Source organism: Oceanibaculum nanhaiense (genome assembly GCF_002148795.1).
GTDB classification, from domain to species: Bacteria; Pseudomonadota; Alphaproteobacteria; order Oceanibaculales; family Oceanibaculaceae; genus Oceanibaculum; species Oceanibaculum nanhaiense.
Genome location: NZ_MPOB01000006.1, coordinates 107,880 through 133,787 on the forward strand (window position 1 = coordinate 107,880; position 25,908 = coordinate 133,787).

At 65.8% G+C, this 25,908-nt stretch carries 26 protein-coding genes; 10 read left to right on the forward strand and 16 right to left on the reverse strand.

Annotated elements, in window-relative coordinates:
- Window positions 1-220 precede the first annotated feature (220 nt).
- Both BKM74_RS11975 and BKM74_RS11980 read left to right on the forward strand, forming a co-directional pair.
- On the forward strand, window positions 221-808 hold the full coding sequence (locus BKM74_RS11975; protein WP_245825936.1) for a DUF2062 domain-containing protein: 588 nt from the start codon (window positions 221-223) through the stop codon (window positions 806-808).
- Window positions 809-884: 76 nt separating this feature from the next.
- Window positions 885-1,352 (forward strand): RidA family protein, encoded by a 468-nt coding sequence (locus BKM74_RS11980; protein ID WP_086465955.1) that lies wholly within the window; start codon window positions 885-887, stop codon window positions 1,350-1,352.
- 10 nt (window positions 1,353-1,362) lie between these two features.
- On the opposite strand, the gene BKM74_RS11985 is transcribed toward BKM74_RS11980, so the two are convergent.
- The 8 genes from BKM74_RS11985 to gatC are packed head-to-tail and all read right to left on the reverse strand — an operon-like array spanning window position 1,363 to window position 8,823.
- Complete coding sequence (locus tag BKM74_RS11985) at window positions 1,363-1,824, reverse strand: hypothetical protein (protein ID WP_140056076.1); 462 nt, start codon at window positions 1,822-1,824, stop codon at window positions 1,363-1,365.
- Between the two features lie 8 nt (window positions 1,825-1,832).
- Window positions 1,833-2,117, reverse strand: a complete 285-nt coding sequence (locus BKM74_RS11990) for an acylphosphatase (RefSeq protein ID WP_086465957.1) — start codon at window positions 2,115-2,117, stop codon at window positions 1,833-1,835.
- Window positions 2,118-2,148: 31 nt separating this feature from the next.
- On the reverse strand, window positions 2,149-2,847 hold the full coding sequence (locus BKM74_RS11995; protein WP_086465958.1) for an ATP12 family chaperone protein: 699 nt from the start codon (window positions 2,845-2,847) through the stop codon (window positions 2,149-2,151).
- A 12-nt stretch (window positions 2,848-2,859) separates the two neighbouring features.
- Window positions 2,860-4,860: an AsmA family protein gene (locus BKM74_RS12000; RefSeq protein ID WP_086465959.1), complete on the reverse strand. Its 2,001-nt coding sequence runs from the start codon at window positions 4,858-4,860 to the stop codon at window positions 2,860-2,862.
- A 52-nt stretch (window positions 4,861-4,912) separates the two neighbouring features.
- A complete protein-coding gene (locus BKM74_RS12005; RefSeq protein WP_086465960.1) occupies window positions 4,913-5,590 on the reverse strand; it encodes an HAD-IA family hydrolase in 678 nt (225 codons plus the stop codon).
- A gap of 5 nt (window positions 5,591-5,595) precedes the next feature.
- Window positions 5,596-7,053: an Asp-tRNA(Asn)/Glu-tRNA(Gln) amidotransferase subunit GatB gene (gene gatB, locus BKM74_RS12010; protein WP_086465961.1), complete on the reverse strand. Its 1,458-nt coding sequence runs from the start codon at window positions 7,051-7,053 to the stop codon at window positions 5,596-5,598.
- A 4-nt stretch (window positions 7,054-7,057) separates the two neighbouring features.
- Window positions 7,058-8,536, reverse strand: a complete 1,479-nt coding sequence (gene gatA, locus BKM74_RS12015) for an Asp-tRNA(Asn)/Glu-tRNA(Gln) amidotransferase subunit GatA (protein WP_086465962.1) — start codon at window positions 8,534-8,536, stop codon at window positions 7,058-7,060.
- Entirely contained in the window at window positions 8,536-8,823 is a 288-nt protein-coding gene (gene gatC, locus BKM74_RS12020; protein ID WP_086465963.1) for an Asp-tRNA(Asn)/Glu-tRNA(Gln) amidotransferase subunit GatC, read from the reverse strand. Before gatC ends, gatA begins: the two co-directional genes overlap by 1 nt.
- A gap of 81 nt (window positions 8,824-8,904) precedes the next feature.
- Here gatC and ruvX point away from each other — a divergent pair, with 81 nt between their 5' ends.
- From ruvX to BKM74_RS12040, 4 genes are all read left to right on the forward strand, one after another.
- On the forward strand, window positions 8,905-9,417 hold the full coding sequence (gene ruvX, locus BKM74_RS12025; protein WP_086465964.1) for a Holliday junction resolvase RuvX: 513 nt from the start codon (window positions 8,905-8,907) through the stop codon (window positions 9,415-9,417).
- A 10-nt stretch (window positions 9,418-9,427) separates the two neighbouring features.
- Window positions 9,428-10,354 (forward strand): AEC family transporter, encoded by a 927-nt coding sequence (locus BKM74_RS12030; RefSeq protein WP_086465965.1) that lies wholly within the window; start codon window positions 9,428-9,430, stop codon window positions 10,352-10,354.
- Between the two features lie 70 nt (window positions 10,355-10,424).
- Window positions 10,425-11,663: a CaiB/BaiF CoA transferase family protein gene (locus BKM74_RS12035; protein WP_086465966.1), complete on the forward strand. Its 1,239-nt coding sequence runs from the start codon at window positions 10,425-10,427 to the stop codon at window positions 11,661-11,663.
- Window positions 11,664-11,687: 24 nt separating this feature from the next.
- On the forward strand, window positions 11,688-12,074 hold the full coding sequence (locus BKM74_RS12040) for a RidA family protein (RefSeq protein WP_086465967.1): 387 nt from the start codon (window positions 11,688-11,690) through the stop codon (window positions 12,072-12,074).
- Window position 12,075: 1 nt separating this feature from the next.
- On the opposite strand, the gene BKM74_RS12045 is transcribed toward BKM74_RS12040, so the two are convergent.
- Window positions 12,076-12,696, reverse strand: a complete 621-nt coding sequence (locus tag BKM74_RS12045; RefSeq protein ID WP_086465968.1) for a DUF6445 family protein — start codon at window positions 12,694-12,696, stop codon at window positions 12,076-12,078.
- A gap of 150 nt (window positions 12,697-12,846) precedes the next feature.
- On the opposite strand from BKM74_RS12045, the gene BKM74_RS12050 reads away from it, so the two are divergent.
- The 3 genes from BKM74_RS12050 to plsY are packed head-to-tail and all read left to right on the forward strand — an operon-like array spanning window position 12,847 to window position 15,771.
- Window positions 12,847-13,860 carry an aspartate carbamoyltransferase catalytic subunit gene (locus BKM74_RS12050; protein ID WP_086465969.1) on the forward strand — a complete coding sequence of 338 codons (1,014 nt, stop codon included), beginning with the start codon at window positions 12,847-12,849 and terminating at the stop codon, window positions 13,858-13,860.
- Complete coding sequence (gene pyrC, locus BKM74_RS12055) at window positions 13,857-15,140, forward strand: dihydroorotase (RefSeq protein ID WP_086465970.1); 1,284 nt, start codon at window positions 13,857-13,859, stop codon at window positions 15,138-15,140. The genes BKM74_RS12050 and pyrC overlap by 4 nt, the downstream gene beginning before the upstream one ends.
- A gap of 22 nt (window positions 15,141-15,162) precedes the next feature.
- On the forward strand, window positions 15,163-15,771 hold the full coding sequence (gene plsY / locus BKM74_RS12060; protein WP_217895478.1) for a glycerol-3-phosphate 1-O-acyltransferase PlsY: 609 nt from the start codon (window positions 15,163-15,165) through the stop codon (window positions 15,769-15,771).
- 73 nt (window positions 15,772-15,844) lie between these two features.
- On the opposite strand, the gene BKM74_RS12065 is transcribed toward plsY, so the two are convergent.
- Complete coding sequence (locus tag BKM74_RS12065; RefSeq protein ID WP_086465972.1) at window positions 15,845-16,087, reverse strand: hypothetical protein; 243 nt, start codon at window positions 16,085-16,087, stop codon at window positions 15,845-15,847.
- A 194-nt stretch (window positions 16,088-16,281) separates the two neighbouring features.
- On the opposite strand from BKM74_RS12065, the gene BKM74_RS12070 reads away from it, so the two are divergent.
- The gene (locus BKM74_RS12070; protein ID WP_176342511.1) at window positions 16,282-17,955 is read left to right on the forward strand and encodes a putative bifunctional diguanylate cyclase/phosphodiesterase; all 1,674 of its coding nucleotides are present in this window, start codon (window positions 16,282-16,284) and stop codon (window positions 17,953-17,955) included.
- A gap of 6 nt (window positions 17,956-17,961) precedes the next feature.
- Here BKM74_RS12070 and BKM74_RS12075 read toward each other — a convergent pair whose 3' ends face one another.
- From BKM74_RS12075 to BKM74_RS12100, 6 genes are all read right to left on the reverse strand, one after another.
- Entirely contained in the window at window positions 17,962-19,308 is a 1,347-nt protein-coding gene (locus tag BKM74_RS12075) for a flagellar hook protein FlgE (RefSeq protein WP_086465974.1), read from the reverse strand.
- An 82-nt stretch (window positions 19,309-19,390) separates the two neighbouring features.
- A complete protein-coding gene (locus BKM74_RS12080; RefSeq protein WP_086465975.1) occupies window positions 19,391-20,071 on the reverse strand; it encodes a flagellar hook assembly protein FlgD in 681 nt (226 codons plus the stop codon).
- A 12-nt stretch (window positions 20,072-20,083) separates the two neighbouring features.
- The gene (locus BKM74_RS12085) at window positions 20,084-21,997 is read right to left on the reverse strand and encodes a flagellar hook-length control protein FliK (protein ID WP_086465976.1); all 1,914 of its coding nucleotides are present in this window, start codon (window positions 21,995-21,997) and stop codon (window positions 20,084-20,086) included.
- Between the two features lie 183 nt (window positions 21,998-22,180).
- The gene (locus BKM74_RS12090) at window positions 22,181-23,536 is read right to left on the reverse strand and encodes a pentapeptide repeat-containing protein (RefSeq protein WP_086465977.1); all 1,356 of its coding nucleotides are present in this window, start codon (window positions 23,534-23,536) and stop codon (window positions 22,181-22,183) included.
- A gap of 105 nt (window positions 23,537-23,641) precedes the next feature.
- Window positions 23,642-25,168, reverse strand: coding sequence for a protein kinase domain-containing protein (locus BKM74_RS12095; protein ID WP_086465978.1), 1,527 nt, complete (start codon window positions 25,166-25,168; stop codon window positions 23,642-23,644).
- Window positions 25,168-25,899: a vWA domain-containing protein gene (locus tag BKM74_RS12100; RefSeq protein WP_140056077.1), complete on the reverse strand. Its 732-nt coding sequence runs from the start codon at window positions 25,897-25,899 to the stop codon at window positions 25,168-25,170. Before BKM74_RS12100 ends, BKM74_RS12095 begins: the two co-directional genes overlap by 1 nt.
- Between the last annotated feature and the right edge of the window lie 9 nt (window positions 25,900-25,908).

Genomic DNA, 25,908 nt, shown 5'->3' on the forward strand with positions numbered 1-25,908 from the left:
ATTCTCAAGCCAGTTTCCGCATGACGGAATTATCTTGCGCGCGCGCCCTCGAATCCGCCATTGCGCAAGGCTGCGGTTTCCCTATCTTGAAGAGAGCTATCGAAAGAGCACTGCCGGAAAATCTGGTATCTCGCAGGGGAGTCGTGTCCTGAAAGTCAGGCGCAAACAGGGATGGTTTGCTGGTTTTCTGCGCACTGCGCGGATGAAACTGGTCGTGCCTATGAAACGTGTCGGCTCCCAGCATCCGCCCGAATATACGGCGCGGGCTGTCGGCGTGGGTCTTGCCTGGGCGTTCACCCCGCTGGTCGGCGCACAGATGGTGACGGTCTTCCTGACATGGCTGATCGCCAGGCGCTTCAAGTGGGACTTCAGCCTGATCGTCTCCGCCGCCTGGACCTGGATCACCAATGTGGCGACGCTGGTGCCCTCCTATTACCTGTTCTATGTGACCGGCGAATTTCTGCTCGGCCGCGACGGGCACACCACCGGCTACCACAGCTTCGCCCGGCAATATGAAACCGAGGCCGCCGCGACCGCCACAAGCTGGTGGGATTCGGTGCTGGGCTTCGCCGACATGATGACCAGCTGGGGCCAGTCGATGCTGGTTGGCTGTATCCCCTACGCCATCTTCTTTGGATTTGTCGGCTACAAGCTGTCGCTGATCTTCGTCGTGCGCCACCGCACCGCCAAGAAGGAACGCCAGGCGCAGCGCCGCAAGCGCCGGCTGGAGGCGGTGAAGGATACCGTCGCCAGCACACTGGAAGCGCGCGGCAAGAGGGATTATGGTCCCGTCCATAACGAGCAGTAACGGCAGACGCCGCGACTGTCCCTGAACGCCATTAACGAACCAACATAACAACGACAGAAACGAACGAGGATTTGCCATGTCCGGACGTATCGACGCCCGCCTGAAGGAACTCGGCATCGAACTGCCTGCCGCCGCGGCGCCCGCCGCCAACTACGTGCCTTTCGTGGTCAGCGGCAAGACCATCTTCGTCTCCGGCCAGATTCCGATCCTGAACGGCGAGATCAAGTTCAAGGGCAAGGTCGGCACCGACATCACCGTCGAAGAAGGCCAGAAATCGGCCCGGCTGTGTGCGCTGAACCTGATCGCCCAGGCCCGCCAGGCCGCCGGCGGCGATCTCGACCGCATCGTCCGCGTGGTGAAGCTCGGCGGCTTCGTCGCCTGCGAAGCCTCCTTCACCGACCAGCCGGAGGTCATCAATGGCGCGTCCGACCTGATGGTCCAGGTGTTCGGCGATGCCGGGCGGCATGCCCGCTTCGCGGTCGGTGCCAATGTGCTGCCGCGCAATGTGGCGACCGAGGTCGAGGCGATCTTCGAACTCGCCTAATTCTTCCCGGTTACCCCTTCAGGGCTTTAAATAACAACTCCACGGCCCGCCGCGCCTCGGCTTCGAGGCGCGCGCGGTCCTGCGTCTGGTCGCGGACGGTAAGGGCCGTCCGCCCCTCCTCATGCACCAGATCATTGCGCCGGTTGCGCAGCCAGACATAGTCGCGCCCGAAGCGGATGTCGTTCAGGGCAATTCCCGTCTCTTCCCCCGCAAGCTCGCGGTCAGCCAGATCCGCGTCCAGCGCGGTCTGGGCCAGGATGACCACCGCCACCCAGGCGCCGGCGCAGAAGGAAAGCTGCAGATCGACCAGCAACGCCTCCGCCTGTTCGCCGATGGCAGTGGGCGTCTCGCCGCGCATATCGTCCAGCCGGCGCTGGAACCAGCCCTGGCGTTCCATCCAGAGGCGTTGCGACGGGGCCGCAAGCAAGGACTGGGCAGGCAGGGTCTGGACAGGCCGGGTCTGGACAGGCATGCGGGCACCTATGCAGTCGGTAATTGCTCGAACCCGGCACCGACACCGGTCGGCGCCGTATCGCTGATCAGCACCTCATCGACCCGCGCGGCCGGCGGGCCTTTCCGGCAGGCCTCGATCATCGCCTCGACGGCGGGTGCCGGGCCGACCAGCACCGCCTCGACCGAGCCATCCCGGCGGTTACGCACCCAGCCGCGCAACCCCCGCGCCTCGGCCTCGCGGACTGTCCAGGCGCGATACCAGACGCCCTGGACCCGGCCTAGAATGGATAAGCGGACTGCCTGCTCACTCATGACCTGTTCCGAATATTCCGACTGTCCTGGGTCAGCTCAACCGGCACAGGGACAGGAAACCCGACGCCGCTTCGATATCACGCATCAGCAGCGCGCGCCGTTTCCTCGCCTCCTCGTCCTCGCCCCATTTCTCGATCTGGAAGCTTTCGTCGAGCTGGGAGACCAAGAAGGCCTCATCGGCTGAAATCCGCCCATGCCGCACCGCCAGCGCCACGATCAGCGAGCCGCAGCACGCGCTGAGGCTGGCCAGTGCCGTCAGTTCCAGGTCGGACAGCGTTTCCAGCGCCCGGCGCACGCCACGCAGCGCCGGTTCGGGCTGGCGCGTCGGCATGATGCCGGCGGTGACCTGGAACGGCGCCTCGAAGGTCTCAGCCGCCCAGTCCAGCAGCGGCTGCCAGGCGGCCATCTGGCGGACGATCAGATCCTCGGGCTCTTCGGCATGGTAGCAGAGCAGGTCGGTCTCGGCATAGCCGATCAGCTCCTCGATCACCGCCTCGCGTGCCTTGGCAACACGATCGATCGCGGTCGCGGCGAGCTGCGTCAGCGGCATGTCGTCGGGCTTGATCTCCTCACCCTGCGCCTGCCATTCGGCGGCAACCGCTTCGGCCAGCGCAGCCGCCGGCAACAGCATCTCCGCCTTGCCCGGCGTGCGGATCGGCTTGCCATCCAGCGTGACGCGATGGCCGTCCGTTGCCGAGGCAATGCCGGCCTGCTTGTAGAAACGCTTCACGAGACCGTCTCCTTATCGGCCGAGCAAATTCTTGAACAGTCCGGGAATGCTGCCCGGCTGTTGCTCTTGCTGTTGCCCCTCAGGCGTCCCCTGGGGCGCCTTGGCATCTGGATTGTCCAGGCTAGCGATGGCCTGTGCGCAGGGGTTCTCTTTGCTGCCGGCCGACAGGAACGGCACCAGCAGCCCCAGCGGGTTCACGATCGTCCCCGCCACCGCGCCGGCCACGCCGGTCGCCAGCGCCACCGGGTCCGGCGCGAAGCTGGGCTGGGCGAAGCTGCCGCGGATCAGAATCGGCGTCGCCAGGCTGAGCAGGCTCTGGTCCTTCGGCGAGGGGGTCAGCTTCATGTCCAGCTGTTCGGTGCCCAGATTGGCCGTCCCGGTGCCGAGGATGGTGATGCGGCTGGTATCCAGCAGCATGACACGATTGGTTGCCACGCCCCTGGCGATGTCGATGCGGGTGACGATGCAGTTCAGGTTCGCTTCCTGCGCGGTGTTGCCGGGCAGCAGCTTAGGCACAAGGTCGGCGGCGATCAGCTCGAAATACTTATTATTGACCGTACCGCCCTGCAGGATGGTGCGGACCTGCCCGTCCAGGCTGGCGGCGATGGCGCGCGGGCTTGCCCCGCGGCCGGCAAGCTGCCAGCTGGCATCGGTGTTGGCTGACAGCATGTCGCTGTCGGCGGCGGCTTTCAGCAATGCGCCCATATCCAGCTTCTCCACCTTGCCCTCGGTGGAGAATTGCGGCGTCTGGCCGGACGCGTTCAGCCGCAGATTCTGTTCGATCTTCCCACCGAAGGCAGTCAGCACCAGCGGCTTCAGGTTGAGATCGCCGTTAGCGAGCGTCAGCTTCGCCGACAGGTCGGTCATCTCGCCATTCTGAAGCAGCACCTTGGCCGCCTTGTAATCCAGAGTGGCGTCGAAGGATTTCAGCGCATCCAGCGGCAGCGGATCGTTCGGGATGACACGGCCGTCCGCGCTGCCGGCGACAGGCGTACCGCCCCCGCCGCCCCCCGTGTCGCCCATGAAGGGGGCAAGGTCCAGCGCATCGCTGGCGAGCGACCCGGTAATCGCGGGGCGGACACCGTCCAGCGTCACCGACAGGTTGCCGGCCAGGTCGGTGCGGCCCAGCTTAAGCGACAGCGGTTCCAGCTTCAGCGCCTTGCCGTTGCCTGAGACCTGCGCCTTCATATCGAACGCGCCAAGATCGGGCAGGTCGCCCGCTACCGGCTTCAGCCCTGCGAAATCCTTGCCGCTGGCGGAAAGCGACAGGTTGAACGGCCCGTTCGGGCTCGCCGCCGCCGTGCCCGAGAGCACCAGATCGATGCCCAGCGCGCTGCCTTCCAGATCGACCGGCACGGGACGCCCCGTGGTCAGCGCGTCGATGCTGCCAACCGTGCCGGACAACACCGCCGCCATATCCTGATACTGGATGTCGAGGGCAAGCTTGTTGAGATTGCCGGCCGGCTCCAGCGCCAGCCGGTTCACCGTCAGCTTCTGTTCGGTGCCGGCGGCGGCATCCTTCAGCACCAGCACGCTGCGTTCGATGGTCAGGTCGCGAAAGGCGATGGCCGCCCCGCCGCTGCCAGACGCAGACTCACCGGCCTGCCCCGCCGGCTTCGCCGCGCCGAATTCCCAGTTGCCACGCCCTTGGCGGTTGGTTTCCAGGAGGATGTCGGCGTCCCGCACCGTCAGCTCGCGGATATCGACCTGGCCGCTGATCAGCGGCAGCAGCGCCACGGAAACCTGCAATTCGCCGATGCGCGCCATGTCCGGGCGGCTACCCCAGTCGGCGTTCGAGAAGGTCACAGATTTCGCGCTCAGCACCGGCGTCAGCGAGATGCCGACATCGAGATCGCCGGCGATGGTCAGGGTCCGTCCGGTGGATGCGGAAACCTGTTCGGCGATCTGCCGCTTCACATCCTCGGAATCGATGGATTTGACGACGACCACCACCGCGACGACGATCGCGATGAGCAGAACGCCGACGATCTTGGCGAGGGTTTTCAGACGCATGGTCAATCCTCCTCCCGGGCAAAACGGGTGGCCGGGTTAGACGGGTGCCCGGTCAGCAGGGTGTCCGGGTCAGCAAGGTGGCGGCCAGCGTGGGATAATCATGCACCAGATGGTGCGCCCCGGCGGCCTGCAACATCTCTATCGGATGGTACCCCCAGGATACGCCGACAGCCAGCGTCCCGGCGGCGCGCGCCATTTCGATATCGAAACTGGTATCGCCGATCATCACCGTATCGGCCGGCTCCACGCCGATCTCCGACATGGCGGAGGTCAGCATGAAGGGGTGCGGCTTGCCCGGCCCGTCATCGGCGGTCCGCAACACCACGAACCGGTCTTTCAGCGCGTGCATGTCCAGAACCGCCAGCAGCCCGCGCTTCGCCTTGCCGGTGGCGATGCCGAGCAGCCAGCCGGCCGCCGACAGTCGGTCCAGTGTTTCAACGACTCCGGGATAGAGCGGTTCCCAATGATCGGGCTGCTGGCGCATGGCGGTATAGACCGCCTTGTAGGTATCGGTCAGGCTGTCATGCAGCGCAGCGTCGCCATCCGGCGCCAGCCGGGACAATGTCTGGTGCAGCGGCAGGCCGATTCCGGTGCGCACCAGCGCGGCGGCCGGCGGCGGCAGATCGTGGCGCCGCCAGGTCTCCACCACCGCCGCCACGATGTGATGCTGGCTGTCGACCAGCGTGCCGTCGCAGTCGAAGACCGCGAGCTTCAGGCCGGAAGCGGTCATCGCCGTCAGGCCAGCTTGCTTTTCAGCAGCTCGTTCACCATCCCCGGATTGGCCTTGCCCTGGCTGGCCTTCATCACCTGGCCGACGAAGAAGCCGAACAGCTTGTCCTTGCCCGACTTGTATTCCGCCACCTTGTCCTGGTTGGCGGCGATCACCTCGTCGATCACCTTCTCGATGGCGCCGGTGTCGGAGACCTGCTTCAGCCCCTTCTCCTCGATGATCGCATCGGCGTCCTTGCCGGTCTCGAACATCTCGGCGAACACATCCTTGGCGATGCGGCCGGAGATCGTGCCGTCCTTGATGCGGGCGATCATCTTGCCCAGCGCCGCGGCCGAAACCGGGCTGTCGGCGATATCCTTGCCGGCATTGTTCAGCTGGCCGAACAGCTCGGTGATGACCCAGTTCGCCGCCAGCTTGGCATCGCCGCTAGCCGTCACCACCTTCTCGTAGAAGCCCGACGTCTCCTGCTCCGCCACCAGCACGCCGGCATCGTAGGCCGACAGGCCATAATCCTGCATGAAGCGCTGCTTCTTGGCGTCCGGCAGTTCCGGCAGGCTGGCCTTGATCGTCGCGATACGCTCCTCGGTCAGGACCAGCGGCAGCAGGTCGGGATCGGGGAAGTAGCGATAATCATGCGCATGCTCCTTGGAGCGCATGGAACGGGTGACACCCTGGCGCGAATCGAACAGGCGGGTTTCCTGGTTGATCGTGCCGCCCTCCTCGATCAGTTCGACCTGGCGGCGCGCTTCATATTCGATGGCCTGCTTCACGAAGCGGATCGAATTCACATTCTTGATCTCGCAGCGCGTGCCCAGAGGATCGCCGGCCTTGCGCACCGACACGTTCGCGTCGCAGCGCATGGAGCCTTCTTCCATGTTGCCGTCGCAGGTGCCGAGATAGCGCAGGATGGCGCGCAGCTTGGTCAGATACGCCGCCGCCTCGTCGCCGGAACGCAGATCGGGGCGCGAGACGATCTCCATCAGCGCCACGCCGGAGCGGTTCAGATCGATATAGCTGCGGGTCGGGTGCTGGTCATGCAGGCTCTTGCCGGCATCCTGCTCCAGATGCAGCCGCTCGATGCCGACTTCCTTGGTCGTGCCGTCCGGCAGATCGACCAGCACGATACCCTCGCCGACGATCGGCTTCTCGTACTGCGAGATCTGATAGCCCTGCGGCAGATCGGCATAGAAGTAGTTCTTGCGGGCGAACACGCTGGTCCGGTTGATCGCCGCGTTCAGGCCCAGGCCGGTCTTGATCGCCTGATCGACGCAGACTTTGTTGATGACCGGCAGCATGCCGGGCATCGCCGCATCGACGAGGCTGACCTGGCTGTTCGGCTCCGCGCCGAATTCCGCCGAGGCGCCGGAGAACAGCTTGGCGTTGGAGGTGACCTGCGCATGCACTTCCAGGCCGATCACGACCTCCCAGGTGCCGGTGCGTCCCTCGATCAGCAATCCGCTCATGCTCTTATTCTCCCGCCAGGAAGGACGGACGGGCGCTGAAAGCCGCCGCCTTCTCGATCACCCGGCCGACTTTCAGGACCGTCTCCTCATCGAACGCCTTACCCAGCACCTGCAACCCCAGCGGCAACCCGTCGGCGGAAACGCCCGAGGGCACGGAAAGGCCCGGAATACCGGCCAGATTCGCCGGCACGGTGAAGACGTCCTGCATATACATGGCGACCGGATCGTCCATCTTCTCGCCGATGGCGAAGGCCGCGGACGGCGAGGTCGGGGTCAGGATGACGTCGCACTGCTCATAGGCCTTGCGGAAATCCTCGGCGATCAGCGTGCGGATCTTCTGCGCCTTCAGGTAATAGGCGTCATAATAGCCCGCCGACAGCACATAGGTGCCGATCAGCACGCGGCGCTTCACTTCCGCCCCGAAGCCGGCGGCACGGCTGTTCTCGTACAGCCCGTCCAGCGTGTCGCCCTCGACGCGCAGCCCGTAGCGCACACCGTCATAGCGCGCCAGGTTGGACGATGCCTCCGCCGGCGCGATGATGTAGTAGGTCGGCAGCGCATGCTTGGTGTGCGGCAGGCTGACCTCGACCGGCACCATGCCGGCCGCCTTCAGCCAGTCGATGCCCTGCTGCCACTGCTGCTCGATCTCGGCCGGCATGCCCTCGACGCGGTATTCCTTCGGGATACCGACGCGCAGCCCCTTCACCGAGCCTTCCAGCGCGGCGCGGTAATCCGGCACGGCGATATCGACCGAGGTGGAATCCTTCGGATCGAACCCGGCCATAACGCCCAGCATGATCGCCGCGTCGGTGACGCTGCGGGTCATCGGCCCGGCCTGATCCAGCGAGGAGGCGAAGGCGACGATGCCCCAGCGCGAGCAGCGGCCATAGGTCGGCTTCATGCCGACGATGCCGGTGAAGGAGGCCGGCTGGCGGATCGAGCCGCCGGTATCCGTCCCGGTCGCGGCGATGGCGGCATGGGCGGAAACCGCCGCCGCCGACCCGCCCGAGGAACCGCCCGGCACCAGCGGCCGGTTGTCGCCCGGCTTGCGCCAGGGGCTTTCCACATTGCCGAAATGACTGGTGATGTTGGCCGAGCCCATGGCGAATTCGTCCAGGTTCAGCTTGCCCAGCATGACCGCGCCGGCATCCCACAGTTTCTGGGTGACGGTCGATTCATAGGTCGGCGTGAAGCCTTCCAGGATGTGGCTGCCCGCCGTGGTCTGCACGCCCTTGGTGCAGTACAGATCCTTGATGCCCAGCGGCAGCCCGTCCATCGCGCCGGCAGTGCCCTTGGCACGCCGCGCATCGGACGCCTTGGCCATGTCGAGCGCCTGCTCCGGCGTCTCCACGATATAGGCATTCAGATGCCGGGCCTGCTCCACCGCAGCCACATAGGCGCCGGTCAGCTCGGTGCTGGAAAATTCCTTCTTGGCGAGGCCATCCAGGGCCGCCGCCATCGTCAGTCCGGTAAGAGACGCCATTATTCGACCACCTTCGGCACCACGTAATAGCCATGCGCCGCTTCCGGCGCGTTCGCCAGCACATCCTCCTGGATGTTGCCGTCCGTCACCACGTCCTCACGCTCGGGCAGCAGCCGTTCGACGACGCTGCTCATCGGCTCGACGCCGTCGGTATTCACGGCCTGCAATTGCTCGATCCAGTCCAGAATGCCGGACAGCTCGTTGGTATAGAGGTCCAGCTCTTCTTCGTTGAGTTTAATGCGCGCCAGGCGGGCGACATTCGCGACGGTGGCCTTGTCCATCGACATGCTGTAAATCTTCCTCGCGGAAACGGCGGAAAGCCGCAGGATTCAGGGTTTAATGAAACGCGGCGGAAAGTAGCACCGGGCATGACGCACCGCAACCCCGACACCCACGCCAGCCCCCCCGATACGGAAACGCCGGGCGCGGCCATCGCACGGCTGATCGCCGGGCTGAAACCGCGCCAGCGGCTGCTGGGGCTGGATGTCGGCTCCACCACCATCGGCCTGGCGATTTCCGACTTCAGCCAGGCCATCGCCACACCGCTGGAAACCATCGCCCGCACCAAGCTCACCAAGGATATCGAGGCGCTGCGCAAGATCGTCAAGGAACGCGAGGTCGGCGCGCTGGTGATCGGCCTGCCGGTCAGCATGGACGGCACCGAGGGGACGCGCTGTCAATCGACCCGGCAGTTCGCCCGCAATATCGAGCCGCTGGGCCTGCCTTGCGGCTTCTGGGACGAACGGCTGTCCACCGCCGCCGTGACGCGGCTGATGATCGATGCCGACATGACCCGCAAGCGACGCAGCGAGCTGGTGGACAAGATGGCCGCCGCCTACATCCTGCAAGGGGCACTGGACGCGGCGCGGCTGGCGCGTTAAGCCGTCATCCATGTCTGCCGTCCTGCCGGCCCTTGGCCCCATCTTCCTGATTATCCTGCTCGGCGCGCTGCTGAAGCGCGGGCTGATGCCGCATCTCGGCCTCGCCAACGGCTTCTGGGACGCGGCGGAGCGGCTGACTTATTTCGTGCTGTTTCCGGCGATGCTGCTGACCCGCACCGCGACCGCCAGCATCGGCGAGCTGCAGGTGGTGCCGATGGCGGCGGCGCTGACCGCGCCGATCCTGCTGATGATCGGCGGGCTGCTGGTGGTCCGCGAGCGCATCCCGATCGACACGCCGGGCTTCACCTCCGTCCTGCAGGGCACGATCCGCCCGAACATCTATGTCGCACTGGCCGCCGCCGGCGGGCTGTACGGTGCTGCCGGCAACACGCTGGTCGCCATCGCCATCGGCGTTGTCGTGCCGTTCGTGAACGTGCTGTGCGTGGTGCTGCTGACCCGGCTGATCGGCATCGCCGATCCGGGCTGGCGGACACTGGCGAAGGCCCTGGCCAGCAACCCGATCATCCTGTCGGTCTGCGCCGGGCTGGCGCTGAACGCGCTGGGTCTGGGGCTGCCGCCGGTGATCGGCCCGACGCTGGATATCATCGGCCGCGCCGCCCTGCCGCTTGGCCTGCTGTGCGTCGGGGCCGGCCTGCATTTCGGTGCGCTGAAGGCTGGCCGCACCGGCATCGTGCTGGCCTCGGTGCTGAAGCTGCTGGGCCTGCCGCTGCTGGCGTCGCTGGCCTGCCTCTCCTTCGGGGTCGAGGGGGTGACGGCGCAGGTGACGATCCTGTTCAGCGCGGCGCCGGCGGCGGCCTCCTCCTACATCCTCGCCCGCCAGCTCGGCGGCGACCACCAGCTGATGGCCGGCATCCTGACCGTGCAGGTGATCGCCGCCGCCGCAACCCTGCCCCTCATCGTCACGACGCTGCTGTAGGCTTGACGCCCCCGGCGGCTTCGGCCACCGTCGCGGACCTGTAATTGATCCGAACATCCGGCGGCATTTCATGAGCAATCCCACTCCCGGCCCGATCCCTGGTCCTTTGGCCGGCATTCGCGTCTTCGACCTGACCCGTATCCTGGCCGGTCCCAGCGCCATGCAGCTGCTGGGCGACCTCGGCGCGGACATCATCAAGATCGAGCGGCCGGGCCAGGGTGACGACACCCGCAAATGGGGCCCGCCCTACATCAAGGATGCCGAGGGCAACGACACGACGGAGAGTGCCTATTACCTGTGCGCCAACCGCAACAAGCGCTCGGTCACGCTGGATATCTCCCAGCCCGAGGGGCAGGCGCTGGCGAAAAAGCTGATCGCCCAGTGCGACGTGCTGGTGGAGAATTACAAGACCGGCGGCCTCGCCAAATACGGCCTCGACTATGCCAGCCTGAAACAGGAATTCCCGCGCCTGGTCTATTGCTCGGTCACCGGCTTCGGCCAGACCGGCCCCTATGCGGAGCGCGCCGGCTATGATTTCGTGGCGCAAGGGCTGGGCGGCATCATGTCGATCACCGGCGAGGTCGAGGGCGAGCCGGTGAAGGTCGGCGTCGGCATCGCCGATCTGATGTGCGGCATGCACTCCGCCGTCGCCATCCTGGCCGCGCTGCGCCACCGCGACGCCACCGGCGAGGGTCAGCATATCGACGCCTGCCTGCTCGACACCCAGGTCTCCTGGCTGGTGAATGAGGCGACCAATTATCTGGTCTCCGGCCAGGTGCCGGTGCGGCGCGGCAACGCGCATCCGAACATCGTGCCCTACCAGGTGTTCAAGGCGGCCGACGGCTACATCATCCTGGCCTGCGGCAATGACGGGCAGTATCAGCGCTTCTGCGACTTCGCCAATGTCGGGCATCTGGCGACCGACCCGCGTTTCCTGACCAACCCGGACCGCATCCGTAACCGCGAGGAGCTGATCCCGCTGATCCAGGCGGTGACGGTCACCCACCCCCTGGCCTATTGGGTGGACGGGCTGGAGCGCTGTAACGTGCCATGCAGCCCGGTGAACCGCATCGACCAGGTGTTCGAGGACCCGCAGGTGAAGGCGCGCGACCTGACCGTGCAGATGGACCATCCGCTGTCGCCCGATCCGGTGACCATGCTGGCCTATCCGCTGAAGCTGTCGGGCACGCCGGCGACCTACCGGCTGCCGCCGCCACTGCTGGGCCAGCATACCGACGACATTCTGACCGGGATGCTGGAGATGACGCCGGAGGACATTGCCGCCCTGCGCGACAAGGGCGTGGTGTAACCGACAGAGCTAGGGAGACAAGTCATGCTGGTGAAGCACAATCCGAAGAGCGTTCCGGCACCGGTCGGCAATTATGTGCAGATGGTGGAGGTGCGCGACCGTCCGCGCTGGCTGCATATTTCCGGCCAGGTCGGCATGACGCCGGACGGCACCCTGCTGGAAGGCTTCGAGGCACAGTGCGAGCAGGCGCTGAAGAACCTCGTCGCCTGCCTGGAGGCCGCCGGCATGAGCCTGGACGATCTGGTGAAAGTCACCATCCTGATGACACGGCAGGAAGATGTGCCGGTCTATCGCACCGTGCGCAAGCGCGTGCTGGGCGACGCCGAGATCGCCTCCACCCTGATGATCGTGGCCGGCCTCGTCAGTCCCGATTTCCTGATCGAGATCGAGGGCATCGCCGCCGGGGTGTGACCTAACGCGCGGGCGGCGCCTGGAAGAACAGCAGCTGGATCAGCCGGCCATTCTCCGGCGTGGTGCCGAACTCGATGCCGCTGGTGTGCCACAGGAAGGGCCGGAACAGGACGCAGCGGTTGAAGCGCATCGGCAGCGTCAGGATTTTTTCCCATTTCGACAGATCTTTGCCGTCCCGTTCAATGATCGTGTCCACCACGGTCTGGGGCGTTGGCATGCCATAGAGGCGCTGTGCCTCCTCGTCTCTGACCGGCGCGCGCTCGGTGCCGAATTCCTTGTGCCGGTAGAATTCCGTCCCGCCCTGGCAATGGTCCGGCAGGGAGAGATAGACGATGCCGGCCCACACGCAGTTCGGATCGACATGAATTTCCGCCGGGCGGGGGTCGCCGGCCAGCGCGATACGGCAGCGGCCATGCGCCATGCGGCGGTTGCCGACGACCGGCTCGTGCAGGATCTGGCTGAACATCCGGTCGGTTTCCGGCGGCAGCATCGATTCCCGGGAGTTCTTGCCGGGGTAGAACACGCCCGCCTCCGGCTTCGGGTAGGTCATGGAAAGCGCCTGCTCGCGGACCACCAGCGGGTTGGTGTAGAAATCGTCGATGATGATGGTGTTCAGCAGCATGGTGGTACCTGATGCATAACCCTCGGAATCGGGCTGATACAACAGAACGGTTACCGTTTTACGAGGGTTGCGGGCGCCGTGATTTTTTCCCGCTGCGGCATTGAAAGCGCCGCTTGCGGCGGGCCTGTGCTCTGCCTATAGTCCCGGCTCATGACCGCCGACACAGACGCCCCCGCCGAGCCCTGCGCCTTCTACCGCTATCGCCATTTGCTCGGAATCGAAGGGCTCCATCCGCCGGAGATCGCGGGCCTCCTCGATCTCGCCGATTCCTATGTCGAGCAGAGCCGCCGGCCGGAAAAGAAATCCGCCATCCTGCGCGGCCGTACGCTGATCAATCTGTTCTTCGAGAATTCGACGCGCACCCGCACCAGCTTCGAGCTGGCCGGCAAGCGGCTGGGCGGCGACGTCATCAACATGTCGGTCGCCTCCTCCTCGGTGAAGAAGGGCGAGACGCTGATCGACACGGCGATGACGCTGAACGCCATGCATTGCGACGTGCTGGTCATCCGGCACGGCGAATCCGGCGCGGTGAAGCTGCTGTCGGAGAAGGTGAACTGCGCCGTCATCAATGCCGGCGACGGCAGCCATGAGCACCCGACCCAGGCGCTGCTCGACGCGCTGACCATCCGCCGCCGCAAGGGCCGGATCGACGGGCTGCAGGTGGCGATCTGCGGCGATGTCGCGCACAGCCGCGTGGCGCGATCCAACATCTATCTGCTGACCACGATGGGCGCGCGGGTCCGCGTCATCGCGCCGCCGACGCTGCTGCCCAATTCCATCGACCGGCTGGGTGTCGAGGTGTTCCATGACATGCGCGAGGGGCTGGCCGGCTGCGACATCGTGATGATGCTGCGCCTGCAGACCGAGCGGATGAAGAGCGCCTATGTCCCCTCTCAGCGCGAATATTTCCACTTCTTCGGGCTGGATTACGAGAAGCTGGCGCTGGCCAAGCCGGACGCGCTGATCATGCATCCGGGGCCAATGAACCGCGGTGTGGAGATCGACACCGACGTGGCCGACGATATCGACCGCTCGCTGATCCACCAGCAGGTGGAGATGGGCGTGGCGGTGCGCATGGCCTGTCTGGACGTGCTGGCGCAGAACCACGCCGCCTTCCTGGACGCGAAACCGAACGACCCGAAAGCCGGAACGGGCCTGAAATGAGCAAGCGCATCCTGTTCAAGCACGCCCGGCTGCTCGACCCGGCCAGCCGGATGGACCGGCCCGGCGACCTGCTGGTCGAGGGCGAGGCCATCGCGGGCTTCGGCACGCTGGAGGACGCCACCGCCGACCAGGTGATCGAGTGCGGCGGCAAGGCGCTGATGCCGGGACTGGTCGATATGCGGGTGCAGATCCGCGAGCCCGGCGAGGAGCATAAGGAAAATCTGGTCAGTGCCGCGCACGCCGCGGCCGCCGGCGGCATCACCAGCCTGGCCACCCTGCCGAACACCCAGCCGGTGATCGACGACCAGTCGCTGGTCGAGTTCATCGCCCGCGAGGCGCGCAAGATCGGGCTGGTGAAAATCTTCCCCTACGCCGCCGCCACGCGCGGGCTGCAGGGCAAGGAACTGACCGAAATGGGGCTGCTGGCCGGCGTTGGCGCGGTCGGCTTCACCGACGGGGTGAAGGCGATCGCGAACGCGCAGGTCATGCGCCTGGCGCTGTCCTATGCCCGTACCTTCGATCAGCTGATCGTCCAGCATGCGGAAGAACCCAGCCTCGCCAATGAGGCCGGCATGAATGAATGCGAGTGGGCAACGCGGCTGGGCCTGCCCGGCATTCCGGCCGCCGCCGAGGTCATCATGGTGGAGCGCGATCTGCGCCTGCTGGAACTGAGCGGCAGCCGGCTGCATTTCGCCCATGTTTCGACCGCCGAGTCGATCGATGCGATCCGCAAGGCCAAGGCACGCGGCCTGCGCGTCACCTGCGATACCGCCCCACCCTATTTCACGCTGAACGAGACCGCCGTCGGCGACTACCGCACTTTCGCCAAGCTGTCGCCGCCCCTGCGCGGCGAGGCTGACCGGCTGGCGGTGCTGAACGGCATCGCCGATGGCACCATCGATGCCATTGCCAGCGACCACAGCCCGCATGACCAGGATTCCAAGCGCCTGCCCTTCGCCCAGGCGGAATCCGGCGCGGTCGGGCTGGAGACGCTGCTGGCGCTGACGCTCGCCCCGGTGCACCAGAACAAGCTGGACTTGTTGACCGCGCTGGCGGCGCTGACCTGCGGACCTGCCAATATCCTCGGGCTGAAGCTGGGGCAGCTGAAGGAAGGCTGGCCGGCCGATCTGGCGCTGGTCGATATCGACCGGCCCTGGCGCATCGAGGCCAGCAAGTTCAAGTCGAAATCGAAGAACAGCCCGTTCGACACGCTGCCGGTGCAGGGCCGCGCCCTGCGCACAATGGTGAACGGCAAGACGATCTTCGAGCTGGATTCCTGAGAGGGACGCCATGCCGGACCCGATGGGCGATCTCACCTACACCTGGCCGTTCTATGCGGCGGCGCTGTTCGGCTATCTGCTGGGCTCGATCCCGTTCGGGCTGGTGCTGACGAAGCTTGCCGGGCTGGGTGACATCCGCAAGGTCGGTTCCGGCAATATCGGCGCCACCAACGTGCTGCGCACCGGCAGCAAGAAGCTGGCCGCCGTGACCCTGCTGCTGGATGGGGCGAAGGGCGCCGTGGCATTGCTGATCGCCGGTCTGTGGGGCCCGGACATGGCGGTGCTTGCCGCCGCCGGCGCAATGCTGGGGCACTGCTTCCCGGTCTGGCTGAAATTCAATGGCGGCAAGGGCGTGGCAACGGCGCTGGGCATCCTGATCGCCATCGCCTGGCCGGTCGGGCTGCTGGCCTGCGCCACCTGGCTGGCGGTGGCGGCGCTGTTCCGCTACTCCTCGCTGGCCGCGCTGGCCGCGCTGGCGCTGGCGCCGGTCTATGCCTGGTATCTGGCCGATCCGCAGCGCATGCAGCTGGCGCTGTTCATCGCCTTCCTGGTCTGGCTGCGCCACAAGACCAACATCGTCCGCCTGTTGCGCGGCCAGGAAAGCCGGATCAGCTTCAGCAAGAAGAGCTGACCCCCACTTAGCCGCCTTCACGTAACGGCAATTGTCGTTTCAGTCGTTCATTCCGTTTCGATTCCGAAATATCTTAGGCGCCCTGATGCATCATCAGGATGACGGCCAGCACCGCAAGCCCGCCGGCCAGCGCATAGCCGATCAACGGACGGTCGCGAAAATAGGCGCTTTTCAACACGCTGAAACGCAGCAGCACCAGCAGCGCCGCAATCGCCAAAAGCGCGGCGCTATGCCAGTCGGGGCGAAAATCGAACAGGGACACGGCGGGGGCAGGGTCGTTTAAGGTCCCGGCATCCAAGCGCAGCGGCGCCAGCAATGCAACCGCCCCGGCAATGCAACCGCCCTTGCACTGCAACCGCCGATCCCGAAAAATGAGAGCGCTTGCTGGTTGCGCCCTGCTGGAGGACTATATCTGTGATTGCAGTAGTATAGTTTTTCCAACTGCGGGTACGGCTCATGGTGGACACACTGTCGGCACGGACTACGGAGAGAAGAACGTCAGGAGCGCCGGTGGAAAGGCTGAACAACAGTTCCCTGCTCTCCGCGACCGCCATCGTGCTTCTGCTGGCGATGGCGACTCTGGCTGTCTATCTGACGGGCGGCACCCAAAACGCAGCCCCCCATCTTTATTATATCCCGATCATTTCTGCCGCCTTCCTGATCGGTCCTGGCAGCGGAATCGCAACCGCCCTCGCCGCGAGCCTGCTGTGCGGCCCCTGGATGCCGCTCGATGTCGAGTCCGGCACCGCCCAGATTCTCGTCAACTGGATCGCCCGCAGCGGCAGCTTCCTGCTTATCGGCATCGTGGCCGCCCTGTTCCGCCGTAACCTTGACGGGCGAATCGACAAGTTCCGCGACTTCGCGCTGCACAATCCGGTAACCGGCCTGCCGAACCGTGCCGCCCTGGAGGACAGGCTGGCACCGCGCCTCGACAAGCCCCCCGACGATGGCAGGATGATTGCCCTCGTGAAAATACGCATCACCCGGTTCGAGGAAGTCGTCTCCACCCTCGGCTACGAGCAGGGCGAAAAGCTGATGAGGCTGCTTGGCGACCGGCTGCGGGAAAGTCAGACGGAAGACGAGCCGGTGCACAACATCAATCACGGCCGCTTCGCGGTCATCGCCGAGATCGGCACCCCGGAAGAAGCCGTGAAGATCGCCCGCCGTATGCTCGACAGCGTACACAAGCCAATCTTGCTGGACGGTATCCCTGTCACCGTCGGCGCGCATGCCGGCATTGCCCTCCATCCGGAACATGGCGGCACAGCGTCGCAATTGCTGCGCGCTGTCTCGCAGGCCACCGAAATGGCCGTCGAGCGCAATGCCGATTGCGTCATCTTCGATCCGGAGGCGGGCGAACAATACCGGCAAAAGCTGCTATTGCTGTCCGACATACGCGCCGCCCCGCGTACCGGCCAGCTCATGCTGCACTACCAGCCGCAAACCCGGCTTGGCGACGGACACTGCATCGGCGTGGAAGCGCTGTTGCGCTGGTGCCATCCGACACGCGGCATGATCCCGCCCAACCAGTTCATTCCACTGGCGGAAGCCACGGGGCTGATCTCGCCGCTGACCCTGTGGGTGGCCCGCACCGCCATCCGGCAGCTGAAACTCTGGGGAGAAGCGGGTATCGACCTCTCCATCGCCATCAACCTGTCCGCCCGCGACCTCGACAGCAAGACCATCCTGCGCGAGATCGAGGGGCTGCTGGACAGCCACAAGGTGCCCCCCGGCAAGCTGACGCTGGAGGTAACGGAAAGCGCCATCATGCAGTCCTATAAGACCGCCGTGCCCTTGCTTGAGCATATGGCGGAGATCGGCTGCACCATCGCCATCGACGATTTCGGCACCGGTTACTCCTCCCTCGCCTCGCTGCGCCATTTGCCGGCGACGGTCCTGAAGCTGGATGGCAGCTTCTGCATCGATTTGTCCGCCGATGTCCGGCAGCGGCAGATCGTGCGCTCCACCATCGGCATGGCGCACGAGCTGGGGCTGAAGGTTCTGGCGGAAGGCATCGAGACCGCAGAATCGCTGGCGGAGATGCGCGCCCTTGGCTGCGATGAGGGCCAGGGCTATCTGATCTCCCGGCCGATACCGGAATCCGAGTTCCGCAGCTGGCTGAGCGCAAACGGGAAAACCCCCGGCCAGGCGGCCGGGGGTTCCCGAGAAGCAGAGCGTTCCTAGAGGCGGTTACCGCTTCATGCGGATCGCCTCGTCCAGCATTTCGTCGCCGGTGGTGACGATGCGGGTCGCGGCCGAGTAGGCACGCTGGGCGACGATCAGATCGGCGAACTCCTCCGCCGTGTCGGCGGTGGAGCTTTCCAGCGTTTCCGGCCGCAGGGCGCCATGCGCGCCCACGCCCGGCCGGTTCAGCACGACATCGCCGGAGTTCGAGGTGATGGTGAAGGCGTTGCCGTTGTCGCGGTCCAGACGTGCCTGCGCCGGGAAGGTTGCGGTCGGAATCTGGTAGATCGCACGGGTCTGGCCGTTGGCGAACACGCCGGTCACCAGGCCGTTCTCGTCGATGATGACCTGATCCAGGCCGGACGGCGCGCTGCCGTCCTGGTTGGCCAGCTTCAGCTCATACCCGCCAGCGAATTGGGTCAGGCCGTTCGCCTGCCCCGGCGTGCCGAAGTTCAGATTCAGCGGCAGGGCGTTCGGCAGCTCCGCACCAGAGACATTCAGGTCAGCCGCAGGGATCGTAAAGTCCAACGTGCCATCGGCATTCGGCGCACCAAATGCCGCACCCACCGCCGTGAAGGCATTGGCCGCAGCCGGGCCAGCCAGACCGCCATTACCGTCGAACTGCACGGTCGCGGTGGCACCGGCGATGGCATTGAACGTGCCTGTGTCGTCAATGATACCGGCCGTCATGTTCCATTCGTTGGCGTTGGCGGTCTTGTCCCACTGGAAAGTCAGGGTCTGCCGGGCGCCCAGCGAATCGAAGATCGACAGGTTGGTCGATTGATGCGGCGTAACTGCGCCATCATCCTGGCCTGCCGGCAGGTTGGCAGTGATCGCCACGTTCTGTGTCGGCTGGCCGACCGAGGAGAAGCCGGCGACGTTCACCGTCTGCAGGCTGGTCAGCTGGTCCTGGCTGTTGGCGTTGACGACACTGCCATCGGAATTCAGCAGCCAGCCCTGCAGATAATAACCGCCGGAATTGACGAGGTTGCCGTCCTTATCCGCGGTAAAATCGCCAGCGCGGGTGAACAGGAAGCTGTCGGAATTGTTCGCAGCGCTCGCCGCCTTGTTCACCACGAAGAAGCCGTTGCCGGTGATCGAGATGTCGGTCTTGCTGTCCGAGGTCTGCAGCAGGCCCTGCTTCTGCGGGTCATAGAACGGCCGCAGCGTCACGCCACCCGGCGAGAAATTGCGCGACACGCTTTTCGAGGTAACGAAGTTCGAGAAACGGCCCTCGACCTCCTTGTAGCCAATCGTGTTCACGTTAGCGATGTTGTCGGAAATGATGCCGAAATTACGGGACTGGGCGCTCAGCGCCGAGATACCCGAATAGAGACCACCAAGAACGCTCATTTGCTTCTGCTCCTTCTCTCAAGGGACGGTTTTCGGCCGTCCATGCTCATGCTCTGCTCGAAAAATTCTTGCTGCGGCCGCCTCAGACGGCCGTTTCCTTGACCGTAAGTACCTTGTCCAGCAGCATGTTCAGGCTCTCGCCAAGCGACAGGACAGGGCCCAGACCATCCGGGTCCTTCGCGATGCCGGTGACCCGGGCGGTCATGCCGATGGCGGCGCTGACTGCCTTGCCGTCGCGATCCAGGGCGCTGACACGCAGGGTATAGACACCGTCTTCCAGCTGGTTGCCGGCATCGTCCGTGCCATCCCAGACCAGATCATGTCGGCCGGCCTTGAACTCGCCTTCCATCGTGCGCACCACATTGCCCTCGGTATCGACGATCCGCAGCGTGTTGCTGATCGCCCCTTCCGGCAGGACGTAGGCCCAGTTCGCCTCGCCTTCCTGCAGGGCGGTCGTGCCGCCTTCCGCGGTGACATACTTGCCGATATAGGACATCGCCGAGGCCTGCTCGCCGATCACCTGGAGCGCGATCAGCGATTCCAGATTCTGGTTCTGCTTGATCTGCTGTTCGACGCCGCTGAACATCACCAGCTGATTGGTGAATTCATGCGTATCCATCGGGTTCAGCGGATCCTGATTCTTCAACTGCGTCGTCAGCAGCGTCAGGAAAGTGTCGAAATTCGCCGCCAGCCCCGCCTGCGAAACCGAACTGTCGCGGGTCGCACTGGTACCGCTCGTGCCGCTCACACCATCTACAGCCATCTCACTCTCCTCCTAGACGCTGACGTCGATAAGGGCATCCAGGCGGCGAACAATGCCGTCCGCCGGAGCCTCGACCATTTCATCGCCCTGGCCGAGGACGCCACCGCGCCCGCCAGAGCCCTTGCCGCCGCCTTCACCGCCCGATTGGCCTTCGCCCCTCAGGTTGAAGCTCAGCGACTGCTGATCCATTTTCATGCCGGCATCCTGCAACGCGCGCTCCAGGTGGTGCGCATCACGCCGCAGCCAATCCAGTGCTTCGGCCTTGTCGGCGGAGATCACCGCCTGCAGGCGCCCGGCCTGATCGACCTCCATGCTCACCTCGACCTTGCCCATCGCTTCCGGGCGCAGGTGGATCGTCACCTTGCGCACATCGTCCTTGGCGGCGTTGTGCAGCTGGATGGCAACCTGATTGCTGACCGGCATGGGCGGGCGCGGCACCGATGGCGCCGATGACTGTGCGGCGGCGGCAGATGCTGCGGCCTGTGCCCCCGGCGCGCTGGAAGCCCCCGGCGTGACGACGCTACCCTCACCCGGACGGGCGGTGCCGGCAGCCATCGGGGCGGCGCCGCGTGCATCGCCCTGTGCCCTGGCCAGCAGGGAGGTGAAGCTGTCATTTGCCGCAGGCTTGGCCGTGCCCGGCTGATCCGCGCCAGCGGCGGCCTGCTGCGGCTGCTTGGCGGCGGCGTTCTGGCCTGCGTTCTGGCCATTGCCGTCGCCGCCGGCATTGGCCTGCGCACCGCCGGATGACGCGGCACCAGCCGAAGCGGCACCCTGGCCGGAAGCGGCGGGCGCGGCGGGTTCAGCCGCACCGCGGGCGCCACGGCCGGCATCGGCCGCCAGGGATTCGAGCCCCGGTTCCTGCGTACTGTCCATCTGGCCGCCCATCTGGCCACCCGTCAGCGCAGAGGCGGACGCCCCAGCGTTGGCAGAAGCGGCGGTGGCGGCGCCATTCTGCGCCAGGGCCGGCACCCCCTGCTCCGAGGGCTGGGATGGCACCGGCGGCGTTCCGGCAGGGCGCGCATCAACTGACTGCCCCTCTGCCGGCTGCGCTTTTGCCTCGCCCTCCACCGTCGTCGGCACGGCTGCATTCTGCACCGTCTTTTCACTTGTCTGCGCCGCTCCATCGCCAGATGCGGCAGCATCCACAATCGCCGGATTGCCGGCATTGGCAGCCGCCTGAGCGGCCTTGGCCGCGGCATTGGACTGCACTGTCTTTCCTGAAGCCGCGCCAGCCTGTGCGTCCGCACCTGCTGCCTTGGTCTTTTTCTGCCCTGCCATATCGGCGGCAACCGGCTGCGCCGCAACGGCCGGCACAGTAGTTTCGGTCGCGGCCTCTGCGGGCGCGTCGCTCACGGCAACAGGGGCGGGTACGGTTTCCGGCAGATCGGGCTGATCGGCGGCCTTTGTTGCATCCGGCGCGCCTGCATCCTGCTGCGGCGCCGGCGCCGCATCCGCGGTGTCGGTGGCAAGCTTGGTGTCAGCCGCACCATCCTTAACGCTCTCGGCCGGAGCGCTCTCGGCCGGATTATCGGCAGTCTCCACTGGGGCCTGAGGTCGTTCCTGGGCCGGGGCTGCCGCCTTACCGGTTGCCGCCTGCTCCGCAGGCTGCGTTTCATTCACAAATTCGGTGGTTCCGGTTTTCGCTTCGGCCCGGTTATCAGCCCGTGTGTCGGCCCGGCTTTCGGCGCGCCTGGCGGCACGCTCATCCCGGCGGTCTGCCGGCGCCGTATCGTCCCCCCGGCCTGCGGACTGCCGGTCAGCCCGACGCTCGCCCTGGCGCTCATCGGCGCGGCGCGTTTCGGCATCCTTCAGGAAATTCCGAAAGGCCTCGCTTCGCCCTGCATCGTCGCGCGCCATCGTATCGCGCCGGTCGAACAGGGAGGAAGCCGTATTGCTGTAAAGCCGGTCGGTCGTCTGCAGGTCCATCGGATCGCACCTCGTGCATGAAAGTCGGGCTTTCAGCAGCAAGGTACGGGCCAGTTCTAAAACTGCCCGTTTTTCAAACCATTAGTTGGAATAAATCGTTGCCGCGACGCAAGCTGGGCCGGTTTCCCCCGGCATTTTCTGCTCGCCTGACGGTGGCGTTGGGCAAATATTGCCGGGCCGTTCTCAGCCGCGCGGCAGGCCGACCACGCCCCGCACATCGGCGCCATTCAGCTTGGCCCCGCGGATATCGGCATTGGTCATGTTGGCATCCAGCAGTACGGCATCGCTGAGATTGGCGCCGCGCAGATTGGCACCGGTCAGGTCGGCGCCTTCCAGATCGGCGGCGAACAGATCGGCACCGGAGAAATCGCAATTATCCAGCCGCGCATTGTTCAGCTTGGACGGCCAGTAGGCGATGGTCGCCCCCTCGATCGGCACCGGCCCCAGACGCGCGCCCGTCAGATTGGCCCCCGACAGGGTGGCGCGGGACAGGTTCACACCACGCAGATCGGCATGCGACAGGTCGGTTTCGCGCAGATCGGCGAAGGACAGGTCGGCCATCATCAGACCGACCTTCATCAGATTGCCCTTCTTCAGCACGACGAAGGTGAACTTCCCGCCGGCGAGATTGAGGTCGCTGATGTTCTCGCCGGTCATGTCGAGCTCCGAGAAATCGGCCCGCTTGCCCTCCGACCCGCCGCTGTCGATCCAGAGCACATGCTCCTCGACCGCATTCTTCAGGCTGACCGAAGCATTTTCCAGCCGGCGCGCCATACGGGCATTATCGGTCTTGGCGACAGAGAGATCGACAGCATCCAGGATCGCGCCCATCAGGTCGGAATCCTTGAGATTGGTGGACAGCAGCGTCGCCTGGCTCAGGATCGCGCCATGCAGGATGGCCCCTTCCAGATTGGCGTGCGACAGGTCGGCGCCCAGCAGGTTACAGCCGGTCATGTTCGCCTTCGACATGTCGGCGCGGATGAATTTGGCGCCCCGCATGACGGCGTCCGTCAGATCGCTCTGCATGATGAAGGCGTTGGACAGCTTCGATCCGCTGAGGTCCGAATTGCGCGCATTGATCGAGCGGGCATCAGACGCGGTGCCGGTATCCTTTTCCATCGGCGTCAACTCGCCCTTGCTGGACTGGAACAGCATCCCGTCCCGCAGATCGGATTCGATCACCCTGGCGCCGATCAGCTTGGCCTTGCGCATCCGGATGCCGCGCAAATCCGACTTCTTGATGTCGGCGCCGGTGAGGTCGGCCTCCGACAGGTCGGCAGCGAACAGCACCGATCCATGCAGCTTCGTGTTCTTCAGCGTGGCGCCGATCAGCTTCGCACCGGTCAGGTCGGCATCGGACAGGTCGGCATCGGTAAAATCCAGATAGGACAGATCGGCCATCTTCAGATTGGCGCGGATGCCGCCCCGCTTGCGCTCCAGGAAATTCCTGTGCCGTTGGAGAATCGGCACCAGCTCGTCCTGCGTATAGCGTTGCCGCGACATGGCGCCATCGCTCTTCAAGTCGCCGGCACTGGACATGATCGGTTCCTGTCAAACCCTCCGCCGAAGCGAAGGCAGCCGTTAGCGGCCTCTGGGGACCGTTCTTGAATGGTTGGTCCGATTTTACCGCGCTTTGGCGGGAAGTCACGCTTTGCCGCTAAAGGCCGTTTCCGCAAGCAGCGACGCGGCAGCCTCGGCACGCCGCGCATAGGGGCGCAGGAACCGGCTGTCAGCCCCGAAAGCATCCGCCGCCAGCCGGTAGGCAGCGACCAGAGCAGGGGCGCTTTCCGGCGTTGGTGGACCGGCGGCGAAGCTTGCCCGCAACTGCCGCAAGCGGTCCAGCCGCCCTTCGGCCTCGGCGACGGCCTGCGCAATGGGCCGCCCATCCGGCAGGATCAGTGCCCCAACCAGCGGATTGGCCAGCGGATTATCGCCAAGATCCGGCATCCGATGCCAGGCCGCGACCAGCGCCTCGGCATCGTCGGGGGTGCGCTCCAGCACGGTCTTCAGCCGCGTGACCGCCGGCAGGGCCGCCGCCATCCGGCCCAGCCTGTCCGCCTCGCCCGCGAATTCGGCGCGCTGCCACAGCAGCGGATGGTGCGTCCATAAAAAGGCCTGGCGCATCAGGTCACCCGCTTCCAGCGCCTTGCGCAGACCAGCGGCCATCAATTCCCCGGCGGCCTCTGAATCGGCAAAGCTGTCGATGCCGAGATCCGCCCGGCGCGCGCACCACGGGCACGGGCCGGATGACGCCGCCCGGAAATGGCCGGGCTCTTTCGCGCACAGCACCAGATCCTCCAGCGCCGTATCCAGCGCCGCCACCCATTCCGACGGGGCCGGCCGCGCCGCCGGCTGGCGGTGCCCATCGACGAAGCAGCGCCGCACCAACCCGCGAAGCGCCGGGTGCAAGGCGTTTGGCGTCACCGCGAACGGCCCGGGCCGTTGCGGGCTGACGGCAAGGCCGGGATAATGCCCGGCCCGCACCAGCCCATCCAGCGCCGGCGGGTCGCCCGGCCCCTGCCAAAGTCCGGCGAAAGGATGGTGCCCCAGCAGCAGCATGTGGATCAGCACGCCCAGCGCAAAGCGGTCATGGCTCTGGTCGCGGTCGATGGCGGCAAGATCCTTGCCGACCAGTTCCGGCGCAACGAACCCCTCCGCCCCCACCGCACAGCGATGCATCTGGCCGGCCAGCGTGAACTGCACCGAATCGGCGTCGATCAGGGTGATCCGGGCCTTCGCATCGACCAGCAGGTTTTCCGGCTTCAAATCGCCGACGGTGATCTCCGCCGCGTGCAGCCGCCCCACCAGATCGGCCAGCCGGCGCGCGGCGACATGCAGGTGATACCAGGTGAAGCCGGGCGCCTGCGCCAGCCGCAGCCGCGCATTGGCCAGCACGGTGAGCGGCTGCGCATCCTCGATCCGGGGCATCAGGAAGCCGATGGTGCGCCCTGCCTCGTCCCGCAGTGCCGAAACCGGCCAGGCCACGCCCGCGACCGAGCGCGCCGGGTGAAGCAGCAGCGCCGCCAGCTTCACCGCACGTTCCGGCACGGGCCGGTGATAGAGCTTCGCCACCAGCCCCGGCCGGTCAGTGGCACACAGCCGCCCCTCCCCGCCTTCGGCCAGCACCGCCCCCAGCGCGACCGGCTGGCCGGTGGCCGAGTCAACCAGCATCAGACAGCCCAGCCCTCGACCGGCGGCAGGTCGATATCGTCAGGATCGACCCGCGCGGTCGAGAGCCGCCGCATTGAGCTGGACAGCCAGCGGAACAGCGCGCCGAAGCGCACGCCCTTCAGCTTCAGCGGCGGCCGGTCGGACGGCGACAATTCGGCCAGCAGCGCGAAATCGGCGCCCTCGACGCCGACCGCGAAGAAGGCTAGCTTCTTCTCCCGCTCGCCGTGGCGGATCGCCGCCGCCGCCTCGCGCCACACCTCGCCATCGGTCGGCGCGCCGTCGCTCAGCGCGAACAGCCAGGGCCGGTGATAGGGCACGCCGGCCTCCCGATAGAGCCGCTTCCGCGCCTCGATCATGTCCAGCGCCACCAGCAGCGCCCCGCCCAGCGGCGTGTCGCCCGCAGCATTCAGCGCCGGCACGGCGAATGCCTCGGTGCGCGCGAAACCCTTGGCGACGCCAATGCCGCCGCCACAGGTGACGATGGCGAGATCGAGCCGCAGCCTTGTCAGCGGATCGGCCGAGATGTCGGACAGGAAGGCGGCGATGCCGGCATTCAGCTCCGCGATCGGGGCGCCATCCATCGAGGCCGAGCAGTCCAGCACCAGCACGACCGGGCAGCGTGTCTCCAGATTATCGGCGAAATCGCGGACATCGCCGACCAGTTCGACGAACTCCGCGTCGATGGCCTTGTCGATCCGCCAGCCGGAGGCAACCACCATATCTTGCGCCATGGAAGGAGA